Origin of the sequence: Streptomyces sp. NBC_00647 (genome assembly GCF_045207245.1) — a bacterium.
Taxonomy (GTDB): Bacteria; Actinomycetota; Actinomycetes; order Streptomycetales; family Streptomycetaceae; genus Streptomyces.
Map to the genome: position 1 here is coordinate 548,459 of NZ_CP109040.1, position 16,294 is coordinate 564,752.

At 74.0% G+C, this 16,294-nt stretch carries 2 protein-coding genes; both read right to left on the reverse strand.

All coding sequences use genetic code 11. The features are described 5' to 3' along the window. Positions 1–25: 25 nt before the first annotated feature. A complete protein-coding gene (locus OG788_RS02455; RefSeq protein ID WP_406376651.1) occupies positions 26–5,668 on the reverse strand; it encodes an SDR family NAD(P)-dependent oxidoreductase in 5,643 nt (1,880 codons plus the stop codon). Further along, positions 5,568–16,268: an SDR family NAD(P)-dependent oxidoreductase gene (locus tag OG788_RS02460; RefSeq protein ID WP_406368823.1), complete on the reverse strand. Its 10,701-nt coding sequence runs from the start codon at positions 16,266–16,268 to the stop codon at positions 5,568–5,570. Before OG788_RS02460 ends, OG788_RS02455 begins: the two co-directional genes overlap by 101 nt. Positions 16,269–16,294 lie beyond the last annotated feature (26 nt).

Here is a 16,294-nt window from a genome sequence, read left to right on the forward strand (position 1 = left end):
CCTCGGTAGCAGTGCGTGAGATGAGTCAGTGGGACCCGAGCTCTTGGTCGATGAGGTCGAACATCTCGTCGTCGGTGGCGGCGTCGATCCGGTCGACGTCGAGGTCGAAGTCGCGGTCGGTGCCGTGGCCGGCGTCGGCGGTGTTCGCCGCGGCGTCCTGGTGGGTGTCGGTCCACTTCCAGAGCAGTGCCTTGAGCCGGGCGGTGACCTTGTCCCGCACCGCGTCCTTTGGGGCGAGCGCGGCGAGCTGCGCCTCCAGCCGGTCCAGTTCGCCGAGCACGGGCGGGGCCTCGGCGGTGAGGTCGAGCACCAGGTCCTTGTGGAGGAGCCGGGCGATCGCGACGGGGTTGGGGTGGTCGAAGACCAGGGTGGGCTTGAGCCGGAGCCCGGTCGCGGCCTTGAGCCGGTTGCGCAGTTCCACGGCGGTCAGGGAGTCGAAGCCGATGTCCCGGAAGGCCGTGGTGGGCTCGATGCGGGCAGCGGTGGCGTGGCCGAGGGCGGCTGCCGCCTGATGGCGCACCAGGTCCAGCAGGATCTTCTCCTGGTCGGCCTCCGGTATCCCGGCGAGGCGGCGGGCCAGGGCGGGGGTCCCCGCGGCCGTGACCTCACCGGCCGCGGCGCCCGTGTCGCCGACGAGGCCGCGGAGGACGGCGGGCAGCATGCCCGCGCGGGCCATCGCGCGCAGTCCTGGAACGTCCAGCCGGACCGGCACGATCACCGGCCGGTCCACGGTGAGGGCGGCGTCGAACAGGGCCAGCCCCTCCGCCGGGGTGAACGGCACGACTCCGGCCCGCCCCATCCGGTTGCGGTCGGCGTCGGTGATCCGGTCGCCCATGCCGCCGTTGTCCGTCCACAGGCCCCACGCCAGCGAGGTGCCGGGCAGGCCCGCGGCCCGGCGCTGCCGCGCCAGCCCGTCCAGGAAGGCGTTCGCGGCGGCGTAGCTCGCCGCGCCGGCGCTGCCCAGAACTCCGGCCAGGGAGGAGAAGAGCACGAACGCGGAGAGGTTCAGGTCCCGGGTCAGCTCGTGCAGGTGCAGCGCCCCGTCGGCCTTCGGCCGCAGCACGGTGTCCAGGCGCCCCGGGGTCAGGGCGGTGATCACGCCGTCGTCCAGGGCCGCCGCCGCGTGCACCACGGCCACGAGCGGGTGCTCGGCCGGGACGGAGGCCAGCAGTTCGGCGAGGGCGTCCCGGTCCGCGATGTCACAGGCGGCCACATCGACGTGCGCGCCCAGCTCGGAGAGGGCGGCGACGAGTTCGCCGATGCCTTCGGCCGCGGGGCCCCGCCGACTGGCCAGCAGCAGCCTCCGTGCGCCGCGTTCGGCGACGAGGTGCCGCGCGAGCGACCGTCCGAGGCCACCGGTCGCGCCGGTGAGCAGCACGGTCCCCTCGGGGTCCCACGCGTGACCGGTCGACTCCTCGGGCGGGGTGATCCGGGCGAGGCGCGGCACGTACAGCTTTCCGTCGCGGATCGCGGCCTGAGGCTCGTCCAGAGCGGCGAGCGCCGCGGCCAGCGCCGGGTCGATGCCGCCGTCAGTGACCGTGCCGCCGTTCGTGACCGAGTCGTCCACGTCGACGAGCAGGAGCCGGTCCGGGTGCTCGGTCTGGGCCGACTTCACCAGACCGGAGACCGCGACGTGCGCGAGGTCCAAAGCCGTGCCGTCCAGCTCGACGGCTCCGCGCGTCATCACCACGAGCCGCGCGTCGGAGAACCGCTCGTCGGCGACCCACTCCTGGACGACCGACAGCACACCGGCCAGCGCCCCGCGCGTCGCCGCGGCAGCATCGCCTTCCCTCGGGGCGCACGGCAGGAGGACGTGGGCGGGCCTGGCCGCACCGCCGTCGACCGCCTTGCGGAGCGCGTCGATGTCGGAGTGAACACCCTCGTCGCCGAGGACCGCCCAGTCGGCTTCGGAAGCGGTGGTGGGAGCGGAGGCCGCGGTGTGCTCGAGCCAGTCGACCTCGAACATCCAGTCCTGGTGCGCCACGCGCGAGGCCAGTACCTGCTGCGCAGTCATCGTCCGCGTCCGGACGGACGCGACCGAGGCGACGGGAGAGCCGTCGGCGTCGGACAGTTCGATCGCCACCGCGTCGTCACCGGCGGGCCGGATGCGGATGCGTACGGCCCCGGGCCCCGGAGTGTGCACGGACATGCCGCTCCAGGCGTGGGGCATGAGCACCTCGCCGGGGTCTGCGGCGCGGTCCGACGCCGCCATGCCGAGGGCGGCGTCCAGCAGGACGGGGTGCAGGGCGTAGCGGTCCGCCCGGTCCCGCTCCGTGGCCGGCAGTTCGGCCTCGGCGTACAACTCGTCCCCGGCGCGCCAGGCGGCGCGCAGACCAGGACGGCCCTCGACGTCCACGGGTTCGGCACCCGTCGGCGGCCAGATCGTCTGGTCGAACGCTGGCGCCGGAGCGTTCCGGGTGAGCTCTCCGGTGACGTGGCGGACCCACGGGTCGACGGAGCTGCCCGCCGCCGGCCGGCTGAAGACGCGCACCGAGCGCCGGTCAGGGTCGTCGTCCGCACCGATCTGCACCTGGATGCGGACGGCGCCCTGTTCGGCCAGAACCAGCGGGGCGTCCACGTCCAGCTGTTCCAGGTACGGGAACCCGGCCTGCCGTCCTGCGGACAGGGCGAGCTCCACGAACGCGGCGACCGGGAACACCGGCACGCCACCGACCGTGTGTTCCGCGATCCAGGGCAGGTCGGCCGGGGACAGCCGGCCGGTGAACAGCACGTCCTGCGCCCCGGCGGTCTCCACCACCGCGCCGAGCAGGGCGTGGCCGGAGGAGTCCAGGCCCGCCGAGGAGACGTCGAGCGCGGCCGTGCCTTCGAGCCAGTAGCGCTCGCGCTGGAAGGCGTACGTGGGCAGGTCGACACGCCGGGCGCCGGGGAACAGCGCCTGCCAGTCCGGGGAGAGGCCGTGCGTGTGCAACTGCCCGACGGCGAGCGTGAGCGCCTGGGGTTCGGGGCGGTCGGTACGCAGGGCGGGAACGGTGACGATGTCCGCGTCGTCGAGGCAGCCCTGGACGAGGGCGCTCAGCACGCCGCCCGGGCCGATCTCCACGAACGTGGTCACGCCCAGCTCGTACAGCGTCCGGACACCGTCGGCGAAACGGACCGCCTCACGGACGTGCCGCACCCAGTACTCGGGGGTGTACGGCTCGGCCAGGCGGCCCGTGAGATTGGAGACCACAGGAATCCGCGGCTCACCGAACGTCAGACCGCGGACGACCTCCGCGAACTCCTCCAGCATCGGATCCATCAACGGCGAATGGAACGCATGGCTCACCTTCAGGCGGGACGTCTTACGACCCTGCTCCCGGAAGACCTCACCCATGGCCACAACCGCGTCCTCAGCGCCCGAAACCACAACCGACTGAGGGCCGTTGATCGCCGCGATGCCGACCTCGTCGGTCAGGCACGGCAGCACCTCGTCCTCGGCCGCCTGCACCGCCACCATCGCCCCACCAGCGGGCAACGCCTGCATCAACGCCGCACGCGCCGACACCAGCCCCGCCGCATCCCCGAGCGACAACACCCCGGCCACATGAGCAGCCGCAATCTCACCCACCGAATGACCCGCCACGAAATCAGGCCGGATGCCCCACGACTCCAACAGCCGGAACAGCGCCACCTCAACAGCGAACAACGCCGGCTGCGTCGAACCCGTCTGATGAAGCGTTTCCGCATCGACGTCGACCAGGGCGTCCAGGAGCGCCAACACCTCGTCATAGGCCGCAGCGAACACGGGGTACGCCTCGTACAACTCACGCCCCATGCCGATCCGCTGCGAACCCTGACCCGAGAACAAGAACCCGACCTTGCCCCGGTCGGCCCCGGCGCGCCCCGTCACCACCTGTGCCGCGGGCTCGCCCGCCGCGAGGGCGGTCAGGATCGCGCGCAGCTCTTCCCCGTCGGCGCCGACGACCGCCGCCCGGTGCTCCAGCGCCGAGCGGGTGGCCGCCAGCGAGAAGCCCACGTCGGCCGGTGACGCGGCCGCGAGGTCCACGGACGACAGCAGTCGTTGTGCCTGCTCTCGCAGCGCCTCCCCGGTCTTCGCGGAGAGTACCCACGGCACCACCGTGGTCCGGGCCCGCAGCAGTTCCTCGGCCACGCCCTCGCCTTCGGTCGTGTCGTCGGCCGGGTCCTCCGGCTCCGGTTCGGGCGCCTGCTCGAGGATGATGTGCGCATTGGTGCCGCTGATCCCGAACGACGAGATCCCGGCCCGGCGGGGGTGGTCCGTCTCCGGCCAGGCGATCGCCTCCGTCAGCAGGTCGACCGAGCCGACGGACCAGTCGACCTGCGGGGTCGGCCGGTCCACGTGGAGGGTCTTCGGCAGCACGCCGTGCTGCATCGCCAGCGCCATCTTGATCACACCGGCGACACCCGCCGCGGCCTGCGTGTGGCCGATGTTGGACTTCAGCGAGCCGAGCAGCAGCGGCCGTTCGCGCTCTTGTCCATAGGTCGCCAGCAGCGCCTGCGCCTCGATCGGGTCGCCGAGGCTGGTGCCCGTGCCGTGTGCTTCGACGGCGTCGACCTCCTCGGCGGACAGCCGGGCGCCGGCCAGCGCTTCGAGGATCACCCGCTGCTGCGAGGGGCCGTTCGGCGCGGTCAGGCCGTTGGACGCGCCGTCCTGGTTGACGGCGCTGCTCCGGACGACCGCGAGCACCTTGTGGCCGAGTCGGCGGGCGTCCCGCAGCCGCTCCACGAGAAGCAGGCCGGTGCCTTCGGACCAGGACGCGCCGTCCGCCGCCGCCGCGAAGGACTTACAGCGGCCGTCGGGGGCGAGTCCGCGCTGGCGGCTGAACTCGACGAAGGCGCTCGGGCCCGCCATGACCGTCACGCCGCCGGCGAGCGCCATGGAGCACTCGCCGGTGCGCAGCGCCTGCACGGCGAGGTGCAGGGCGACGAGCGAGGACGAGCAGGCGGTGTCGACGGTGACCGCGGGGCCCTCGAAACCGAAGGTGTAGGCGATGCGCCCGGAGGCGACGCTGCCGGAGTTGCCGGTGCTCATCAGCCCCTCGACCCCTTCGGGGAGGACGCCGGGCGTGAAGCCGTAGTCGTGGTACATCAGGCCGGCGAAGACGCCGGTGCGGCTGCCCTTGAGGCCGGCGGGGTCGATGCCCGCGTGCTCGAAGGCCTCCCACGCGGTCTCCAGCAGCAGCCGCTGCTGCGGGTCCATGGCCAGCGCCTCGCGCGGCGAAATCCCGAAGAATTCGGCGTCGAAGTCCGCCGCGTCGTGCAGGAAGCCGCCCTGCCGGGTGTAGACCTTGCCGGGCTGCTCGGGGTCGGGGTCGTAGAGCGCGTCGACGTCCCAGCCGCGGTCCTCGGGGAACTGCGAGATGGCGTCTTCGCCCTCGGCCAGCAGCCGCCACAGCTCCTCGGGGGACCTGACGCCGCCGGGGAACCGGCAGCTCATACCGACAATGGCGATCGGCTCCTGGTCGCGGGCCTCCAGCTCGCGCACGCGCCGCCGGGCCTGGCGCAGGTCGGTGGTGGTCCGCTTGAGGTAGTCCCGGAGCTTGTCTTCGTTCATCATCGGTGTCGCCCGCCCCTTTTGGCTGCGCAGTTCAGGAGATGCCGAGTTCGTCGTCGAGGAGTTCGTACAGCTCCTCGTCGCTCGCCGAGCTGAGGTCGTCTTCGTCCTCGGCTCCGCCGGCGCCTCCCGGATCGGCCGGCTCGTTCCCGTTCCAGCGGGCGAGCAGTGCCTGGAGACGCATGTTGATCCTGGTTCGGGTGATGTTGTCGATGCCGTCCGCTCCGGCACCGTCGAGGGCGGCACCGAGGCGGTCGAGCTCGTCGAAGACCGGCGCCGTCCCGGCCGTACCACCGGGGAGGTCTTTCAGCACCCGCTGCGCGAGGACCGCGGGCGTCGGGTGGTCGAAGACCAGCGTCGCGGGCAGCCGCAGGCCCGTGGCCTGGTTCATCCGGTTGCGGAGCTCCACCGCGGTCAGCGAGTCGAAGCCCAGGTCGCCGAAGGCCTGGTCGGGCTGGACGGTCTTGGCCGAGCTGTGTCCGAGGACGGCGGCGACCTCCGACCGGACGAGGTCCAGCACGGCCTCTTCGCGCTCGCTCTCGGGCAGGCCCGCGATCCGCTGCGCCAGCGGTACCGCAGCCGTCCGGTCCGTGCGCCGCGGCCGGCCGCCGACGAGCGCCCTGAGCAACGGCGGCACCGGGGCGGTCGCGTTCCGCAGGGCGGCGAGGTCCAGCCGTGCCGCCACCACCAGGGGCTCCTGCAGCGCGAGCGCGGCGTCGAGGAGTTCCAGGCCGTCCTCGTCGGACAGCGGCAGCACGCCGCCGCGGGCGAGCCGGGTCCGGTCGGCGCCGCCGAGGTCCTCGGTCATGGTGCCGGTGCGCTGCCACAGGCCCCATGGCAGCGACACCGCGGGCAGGCCCTGGGCCCGGCGGCGCCGGGCGAAGGCGTCCAGGAAGGCGTTGGCCGCGGCGTAGTTGGCCTGGCCGGGGGTGCCGAGCGTGCCCGCGAGCGAGGAGAAGAGCACGAACGCCGACACGTCGCCCGCCAGCTCGTGCAGGTTCAGCACCGCGTCGACCTTGGGACGCAGCACCGTCTCCATGCGCTCCGGCGTGAGCGAACCGATCACGCCGTCGTCGAGGACGCCGGCCGTGTGCACCACGGCCGCCACCGGCGTGCCGGACAGCACCTCGGCGAGAGCGTCCCGGTCGGCCACGTCGCAGGCGGCCCAGAGCACTTCGGCACCCGCGGCGGTCAGTTCCTCCTGGAGCTCCGCCGCACCCTCGGCGTCCGCGCCGCGCCGGCTCATCAACAGCAGGCTGCGCACCCCGTGTTCGGCGACCAGGTGCCGGGCGACGAGTCCGCCCAGGGCACCGGACGCGCCGGTCAGGAGCACCCTGCCGCTCCCGAAGTCCGGGGTGGCCCGCGGGGCGTCGGCGGCGGCCCTGACGAGCCGGGGCAGCAGGAGCGCGTCGCCGCGCAGTGCCGCCTGCGGCTCCTCGGATACGACGAGCCGGGGGACGGCCGTCGCCGCGACCTGCTCTACGTCGGCGTTCTCTTCGGTGTCGAGGAGGACGATGCGGTCCGGGTTCTCCGACTGTGCCGACCGGACCAGGCCCCACACGGCCGCCTGCACCGGGTCGCCCGGTGCCGGCGCGTCGCCTGCGGCGACCGCGCCCCGGGTCACCAGCACCAGGCGGGCGGCCCGGTCCTCGGCCAACCACCACTGGACCAGCCGGAGCACCTCGGCGAGGACGTCCCGGACCCGTTCGGCGTCGGTCCCCTGCCCGGCCGGGCAGGGGACGACGACGGCGTCCGCGTCCGCCTGCGTCCCGGTCTCCGTCCCGGGTGCGGCGAAGAGACCGGCGATGTCGTCGTAGGCCCGTACGACCGGGGCGTTCGCGTCGGCCGGTGCGGGGACCGGTGTCCACCGCACGGTGAACAGGGAGTCCCGGGAGCTCGTGCGCAGTTGCTCGACCGACACCGGGCGCAGCGTCAGCGACTCCACCGACACGACGGGACGGCCCGTGCCGTCGGCGGCCTCCAGCCGTACCGCATCCCCGCCGACCGGGGAGAGCCGGACCCGCAGGCCGGCCGCTCCGGTTCCGTGCACCGTGACGCGGGACCACGCGAAGGGCAGCAGGGGCCCGTCGGCAGCCGGTACGAGGCCGCCCGCGCCCAGCGCGTGCAGCGCGGAGTCGAGCAGGGCCGGGTGCACGCCGAACGCGTCCGTCTGCGCCTCGTCGGGGACGGCGAGTTCGGCGTAGACCGCGTCGTGGCCGCGCCAGGCGGCACGCAGCCCCTGAAAGAGCGGGCCGTAGCTCAGGCCGAGGTCCGCCAGCCGGTCGTAGAACCCGTCCAGGTCCACCGGCTGGGCGTCCGCCGGGGGCCAGTTGCTCAGGTCGGTGCCGGAGGGAGCGCCGCCGGCGGCGAGGACGCCGGTGGCGTTGCGGATCCACGGACCGTCGTCCCCGGCTCGCGAGTGCACGCTCAACGGGCGGCGGCCGGAGTCGTCCTGGGCGCCCACGAGCACCTGGAGCGCGACTCCGCCGTGCTCGGACAGCACCAGCGGTGCCTGCAGGGTGAGCTCCTCGACCAGGTCGCAGCCGGCCTCGGCCGCGGCGTGGGCGGCCAGTTCCACGAAGGCCGTGCCCGGCAGCAGCACCGTGCCCAGCACCGCGTGGTCGGCCAGCCAGGGCTGGGCTTGCAGGGACAGCAGCCCGGTGAGCAGGTGGCCGCCGCCGTCCGGCAACTCCACCGCCGCGCCCAGGAACGGGTGGTCGGCGGCGGCCAGCCCGGCCGCTCGTACGTCACCGGCCGGAGCGCCGGCCTCCAGCCAGTACCGCTCGTGCTGGAACGCGTAGGTCGGGAGATCGACGCGGCGCGCGCCCGGCAGGACGGCGTCCCAGTCGAGGGCGACGCCGTGCGCAAGGGCCTGGGCCAGGGCCAGCATCAGCCGCTTCCGTCCGCCGTCGCGGCGGCGCAGCGTCGGTACGACCGCGGCGTCCGCGTCGGCGGCCTCGATGGCGTCCTGGATGCCCGCCAACTGGACGGGGTGCGGGCTCACTTCGACGAACACGTCGTGCCCGTCGGCCAGAGCGGCCCGGATCGCGTCGTGGAACCGCACCGTCTGCCGCATGTTGCGGTACCAGTAGCCGGAGCCCAGCTCGTCCGCGGCCAGCTTCCCGCCCGTCACCGTGGAGTAGAAGGGCACGGAGCCGGGGAGCGGGCTGATGCCGGCGAACCCCTCGCGCGCCTGCGCTTGGACGCGTTCGATCTGCGGCGAGTGCGCGGCGTAGTCGACGGCAACCCTGCGGGCCTGGATGGCCTCCTGTTGGCAGTGAGCGAGGAATTCGTCGAGGGCGTCGGTGTCTCCGGAGACCACAACGGTGGCGGGCCCGTTCACGGCGGCGATGCCGAGGCGGCCGGTCCACCGGCCGACCAGTTCCCGCGCCTTCTCGTCCGGGAGCGTCACCGAGGCCATGGCGCCGCGGCCCTGGAGTTCGCGGACCGCAAGGCTGCGCCGCACCACGACGCGCGCTCCGTCCTCCAGGGAGATTGCTCCGGCGATCACCGCCGCGGAGACCTCGCCCTGGGAGTGCCCCACGACCGCGTCGGGGGTCACTCCGAAGGAGCGCCACACCTCGGCGAGGGCGACCGTCATCGCCCACAGCACGGGCTGCAGCACGTCGACCCGGTCCTGCTCGACCTCGGACGTGCCGCGCAGCACCGCGGCCAGCGACCAGTCCACGTGCGGCGCGAGGGCGCGCTCGCAGGCGTCGATCCGGTCGCGGAAGACCGGTGAGGTCTCCAGCAGTTCGGCGGCCATGCCCACCCACTGCGACCCCTGCCCGGGGAAGACGAAGACGGTCTTGCCGCCGGTGTGTGCGGTGCCGGTCACCACGCCGGGCGGCGTGGCGCCGCCGGCGACACCGTCCAGTCCCTGCCGGAGCTCCTGGAGGGTCTGTCCGACCACCACGGCGCGGTGTTCGAAGGCCGCCCTGGTCGTGGCCAGCGAGTACGCCACGTCGGCCGCCAAGGCCGCCTCGCCGACGTCGTCCCTGTCCCTGTCGTTGTCGTGGTCGTGGTCGTCCAGGAAGGACGCGAGGCTGGCGGCCTGCGCCTGCAGCGCGGCTTCGGTCCTGCCGGAGAGCACCCAGGGAACGGCCGCGCCGGAATCGGACGTCAGGGGCGGTTCCTCGGTCGCGGGGGCCTGCTCGATGATCGTGTGGGCGTTGGTGCCGCTGACGCCGAAGGACGAGACGGCAGCACGGCGCGGGCGGTCCGACTCGGGCCATGCGACGGCCTCGGTCAGCAGCCGCACGTCACCGGCCGACCAGTCCACGTGCGGTGTGGGTTCGTCGACGTGCAAGGTCTGCGGGAGCACTCCGTGGCGCATGGCCATGACCATCTTGATCACACCGGCGACACCCGCGGCAGCCTGTGTATGACCGATGTTGGACTTCAGGGAGCCCAGCCACAGGGGCTGTCCTGCGGGCCGCTCCTGGCCGTACGTGGCGAGCAACGCCTGCGCCTCGATCGGGTCACCCAGCCTCGTTCCCGTACCGTGCGCCTCCACCGCGTCCACGTCGGCGGCGGTGAGGCCCGCGGACGTCAGCGCCTGCCGGATCACCCGCTGCTGCGAAGGGCCGTTGGGCGCGGTCAGACCGTTGGACGCACCGTCCTGGTTCACCGCGCTGCCCCGCACGACCGCAAGGACCTCGTGGCCGTTGCGCTCCGCGTCGGACAGCCGCTCCACCAACAGCAGGCCCACGCCCTCGCCCCAGCCCGTACCGTCCGCACCGGCGGCGAACGCCTTGCACCGACCGTCGGGCGACAACCCGCGCTGCCGACTGAACTCCACGAAAACCGTCGGGCCCGCCATGATCGTGACGCCGCCGGCCAGCGCCATCGTGCACTCGCCGTTGCGCAGCGACTGGACGGCCAGGTGCAGGGCGACGAGCGACGAGGAGCAGGCCGTGTCGATCGTGACGGCGGGGCCCTCCAGGCCGAAGGTGTAGGACACGCGCCCGGAGGCGACGCTGCCGGAGCCTCCGGTGGTGAGCAGTCCCTCGACACCCTCGGACAGTTGGCGCGGGCCCTGGCCGTAGTCGTGGTACATCAGGCCGGTGAAAACGCCGGTACGGCTGCCCCGGATGGTCGCCGGGTCGATCCCGGCGCGTTCGAACGCCTCCCAGGACGCCTCCAGCAGCAACCGCTGCTGCGGGTCCATCGCCAGTGCCTCGCGGGGGCTGATGCCGAAGAAGCCGGCGTCGAACTCGGCCGCCTCGTGCAGGAAGCCGCCGTCGCGCGCGTACGTCTTGCCGAGGCGCTCGGGGTCGGGGTCGTAGAGCCCGTCGACGTCCCAGCCGCGGTCGTCCGGGAACCGGGAGATGCCGTCCCGGCCGGAGGCGACCAGCCGCCACAGGTCCTCCGGCGAGCGGACCCCGCCCGGGAGGCGGCAACTCATGCCGACGATGGCGATCGGCTCGTCGGCGGCGGTCGCGGTCTGCCGCGCCGCGGCCCTGGCCGTGACGGCGGGGGCCTCGCCGAGGAGCTCGGTGCCGATGTGCCGGGCGAGGGCGGCGGGGGTGGGGTGGTCGAAGACGAGGGTGGCGGGCAGGCGCAGGCCGGTGGCCGTGGCGAGCCGGTTGCGCAGCTCCACGGCCGTCAGCGAGTCGAAGCCCAGGTCCTGGAAGGCGTACGTGGGCTGGACGGCCCGGGGCGAGGAGTGACCGAGCACGGCGGCGGCCTCGCCCCGGACCAGTTCCAGGAGGGCCTCGTCGCGCTCGTCGGCGGCCAGACCGGCGAGGCGTTCGGCCAGGGATCCGGTGGCGGCGCGCTGGGCCGTGCCGCGTAGGGAAACGCGGACGAGTCCACGCAGCAGGGCCGGTACGGTTTCTGCCGCCCGGTTGCGCAGGGCGGCGGTGTCGAGGCGGACGGGCACGAGTACGGACTCGTTGGAGGCGAGTGCCGCGTCGAACAGCCTCAGGCCGTCCTCGGTGGGCAGCGGCAGGACGCCGGAGCGGGCCATCCGCGACCTGCCCGCCTCGTCGAGGGCGTCGGCCATGGCGCCCTCCTGCTCCCACAGGCCCCACGCAAGCGAGACCGTGGGCCGTCCCCGGGCGTGGCGCTGCCGGGCGAAGGCGTCGAGGAAGGCGTTGGCCGCGGCGTAGTTGCCCTGGCCGGGGTTGCCGAAGACGCCCGCTGCGGAGGAGAACAGCACGAACGTCGTGCTCGGGCCGGTGAGCTCGTCCAGGTTGAGCACGGCGTCGGCCTTGGGCGCGAGGACCGCGCCCACGCGCTCCGGGGTCAGCGCGGCGATCACGCCGTCGTCGAGCACGCCGGCGGTGTGCACGACGGAGTCGACCGGGGTGGCGACCAGCAGCCGGGCGAGGGCGTCCCGTTCGGCGAGGTCGCAGGCGGCCCACGTCGCTTCGGCGCCGAGCGCCGCGAGTTCTGCCGTCAGGTCCGCGGCGCCCGGGGCGTCCGCGCCACGGCGGCTGACGAGCAGCAGCCGGCGCACGCCGTGTCCGGTCACCAGGTGACGGGCGAGGGTTTTGCCCAGCGCGCCGGCGGCGCCGGTGAGCAGCACGGTGCCGAGGCGGGAGGCAGCGCCCTCGGCGAGGGCCGAGGCAGCTTCGTCCGCGCGGCCGGTGGCCGCGTCCTCCGTTGCCAGGGAGGCGGCGCGGGCCAGGCGCGGTGCGCTGACCTCCCCTTCGCGGACGACGACGTGGGGTTCGCCGGACAGTACGACGCCGGGCACGAGCGCGGCCGCCTCGTCCGGGCGGTCGGTTTCGAGCAGCACGATCCGGCCGGGGTTCTCCGCCTGGGCCGAGCGGACCAGTCCGCCCGCGGCGGCGTGCGCGAGGTCGTCACAGCGCGCCATCAGCACGAGGCGCGGCGTCCGGTCCTCGGCGAACCAGCGCTGAACCAGCCGCAGCACGTCGGTGGTGACCGCACGGACCCGCTCGGCCTCGGTCGCCCCTTCCGGGCCGTCGGGGCACGGGACCACGACCACGTCCGGCTGCGACGGCCCGTCGGCCTCAGCCAGTGCGGCGATGTCCGGGACGTACGCCACCACCGTCCCGTCCGCGTCGTCGGAGGGCAGGGTCAGCGGCGCCCGCTCGACGGTGAACATCGCGTCACCGGAGCGCTTGCGGAGCTGCTCAACCGACACCGCGCGCAGTGTCAGCGACTCGACGGACGCCACCGGCTCGCCCGCGCCGTCGGCCACCAGCAGGGACACCGCGTCCGTACCGGCCGGTGCCAGTCTGACCCGTAGGGTGGACGCGCCCTTGGCGCGCACGGACACCCGGGACCAGGCGAATGGCAGGAGCGGCCCGTCCGCCTCGGCAACGAGGGAGCCGTCCGCACCGCCCGCGCCGATCGCGTGCAGTGCCGCGTCGAGCAGAGCCGGGTGCAGGAGGAAGGAACCGGTGTCCGTGCCATCGGGGAGGGCGACCTCCGCGAAGACTTCCTCGCCCGTGCGCCAGGCGCTCCGCAGTCCACGGAACGCCGGTCCGTAGGCCAGGCCGAGGGCGGCCAGCCGGTCGTAGAAGCCGTCGAGGTCGACCGGCTCGGAGCCCGTCGGCGGCCACGCCGTGAACGCACGGTCGGCGGCCGCGGCGCCGGCCTCTTCGGTCCCTTCGGTGACGAAGCCGGTCGCGTGGCGGACCCACGGCAGGTCGGCGTCGTCCTCGGGGCGCGAGTGCACGGTCAGCGGCCTGCGGCCGGTGCCGTCTGCCGCCCCGACCCACACCTGAACCGCGACGCCGCCCTGCTCGGGCACCACCAGGGGCGCTTCGAGGGTGAGGTCCTCCAGAAATGCGCAGCCGGCTTCGTCCGCGGCGCGCACGGCCAGTTCGACGAACGCGGTGCCCGGCAGCAGCACGGTTCCGAGCACGGCGTGGTCGCTCAGCCACGGGTGCGTGCGCAGGGACAGCCGGCCGGTCAGCAGCCGCTCGTCGCCGCCGGCCAGGGAGACGGCGGCGCCCAGCAGCGGGTGGTCGGCCGAGCCCAGGCCGGCGGCGCGGACGTCACCGGGAGCGGCTTGTAAAGCGTCGAGCCAGTAGCGCTCGTACTGGAAGGCGTAGGTGGGCAGGTCGACGCGGCGGGCGCCGGGGAAGAAGGCGTGCCAGTCCGGGGAGACGCCGTGCGCGTGCAGTTCGGAGACGGCGGCGACGAGTGCGGCCCGCTCGGGGCGGTCGGCGCGCAGGGCGGGCACGGTCACCACGTCGCCGTCCAGGCAGCCCTCGGCGAGGGCGCTCAGCACGCCCCCGGGACCGATCTCGACGAACGTGGTCACGCCCAGGTCGTTCAGAGTCCGGACGCCGTCCGCGAAGCGGACCGCCTCGCGGACGTGCCGGACCCAGTACTGGGGGGTGTACGGCTCGGCCAGGCGGCCGGTGAGGTTGGAGACCACCGGGATCTGAGGTCGGTGGAACGTCAGACCGCGGACGACCTCCGCGAACTCCTCCAGCATGGGGTCCATCAGCGGCGAGTGGAACGCGTGGCTGACCTTCAGCCGGGAGGACTTGCGGCCCAGCTGCCGGAAGACCTCCGCGATCGCGGTGACCGCGTCCTCGGCTCCTGAGACCACGACGGACCGCGGGCCGTTGATCGCCGCGATGCCGACGCCGTCGGTGAGGTGCGGCAGCACCTCGTCCTCGGTCGCCTGGACAGCGACCATCGCCCCGCCGGCGGGCAGGGCCTGCATGAGGCGGGCGCGGGCGGACACCAGCTTCGCGGCGTCGTCGAGCGACAGCACCCCGGCCACATGTGCGGCGGCCAGCTCTCCGACGGAGTGACCGGCCACATAGTCCGCCCGGATCCCCCACGATTCCAGGAGCCGGAACAGCGCCACCTCGACCGCGAAAAGCGCGGGCTGGGCGGCGCCGGTGCGATGCAGTTCTTCCGAGTCGACGTCGACCGCGGCATCGAGCTGCGCGCAGACCTCGTCGTACGCGGCGGCGAACGCCGGGTAGGACGCGTACAAATCGCGCCCCATGCCCAGGCGTTGCGATCCCTGACCGGAGAAGAGGAAGCCGACGCGCCCGCCGGTGCCGGAGAGACCGCGCGCGACGCCCCGGGCCGGGGAGCCGGAGGCCACGGCCCGCAGCCCCTCGGCGAGTTCCGCCGGCGTCTCGCCCTGGACCACCGCGCGGTGCTCCAGGGCCGTGCGCGTCGTGGCGAGCGAGAACGCCACGTCGAGCGGGGGGACTTCGGCGTCCGTGCGGGACAGCAGGCGTTCGGCCTGTGCGCGCAGGGCCTCCTCGGTCCTGCCGGAGATCACCCACGGCACCGGTCCGCCCGCGGCCGGGCGCACCGCCTCCGCGGCGACGGGCTCGGCGCTCTCCGCGCCTTCCTCCGTCCCTTCCGGGGCCCCGGTGTCCTGTGCGAACGCTTCGGCCGACGGGGCTTCCTCGATGATGGTGTGCGCGTTGGTGCCGCTGATCCCGAAGGAGGAGATGCCGGCCCGGCGCGGCTGGTCCGACGCCGACCAGGGCGTGCGTTCGGTGAGCAGCCGTACGGCACCCGCCGACCAGTCGACGTGCAGGGACGGCGCGTCGACGTGCAGCGTGCGCGGCAGTTCGCCGTGGCGCATGGCCATGACCATCTTGATGATGCCCGCCACGCCGGCTGCGGCCTGGGTGTGGCCGATGTTGGACTTGATCGAGCCCAGCCACAGCGGCTTGTCGTCGGGACGGCCCTGCCCGTACGTCGCCAGCAGCGCCTGCGCCTCGATCGGGTCGCCCAGCCGGGTGCCCGTGCCGTGCGCCTCCACCGCGTCGACCTGTGCGGTGGTCAGCTGGGCGGCGGCCAGGGCCTGGCGGATCACCCGCTGCTGGGAGGGGCCGTTGGGGGCGGTCAGGCCGTTGGACGCGCCGTCCTGGTTGACGGCGGAGCCCCGGACGACCGCAAGGACCTCGTGCCCGTTGCGGCGGGCGTCCGAGAGGCGCTCCACGAGCAGCAGGCCGGCGCCCTCGCCCCAGCCGGTGCCGTCGGCACCGGCCGCGAACGGCTTGCAGCGGCCGTCGGGTGCCAGTCCGCGCTGGCGGCTGAAGCCGACGAAGGTGGCGGGGCCGACCATCGCGGTGACACCGCCCGCCACGGCCAGCGAGCACTCGCCGTTGCGCAGCGACTGGACGGCCAGGTGCAGGGCCACCAGGGACGACGAGCAGGCCGTGTCGACCGTGACGGCCGGGCCTTCGAGGCCGAAGGTGTAGGCCACGCGGCCGGAGGCGACGCTGCCCGAGGTGCCCGTCCCCAGGTAACCCTCCAGGTCCTGTGGGGAGTTCTGGAGGGCGGCGAGGAACTCGTGGTTCATCACGCCGGCGAACACGCCGGTCCTGCTCCCCGCCAGCGAGGCGGCATCGATTCCGGCCCGCTCGAAGAGCTCCCACGACGTCTCCAGCAGCAGCCGTTGCTGGGGGTCCATCGCGAGCGCCTCGCGGGGCGAGATCCCGAACAGGCCGGCGTCGAACCGCGCGAGGTCGCGCAGGAACGCGCCCTCGCGGGCGTAGCTGGTCCCGCGGGACTCCGGGTCCGGGTCGTAGAGGGCGTCCAGGTCCCAGCCGCGGTCGGCGGGGAACTCCGAGACGGCGTCGCGGCCGCACGCGACCAACTCCCACAGATCCTCGGGCGAGTCGACCCCTCCGGGGTAGCGGCAGCTCATCCCGATGATGGCCACCGGCTCCCCGGCGGCGTCCTCGTAGTCACGAAGGCGCCGCCGGGTCTCCTGGAGATCTGCGGTGACTCGCTTCAGGAAATGGCGGAGCTTGTCCTCGTTCGCCACCGAAATCGTCCCTCACCCCTGTGAAG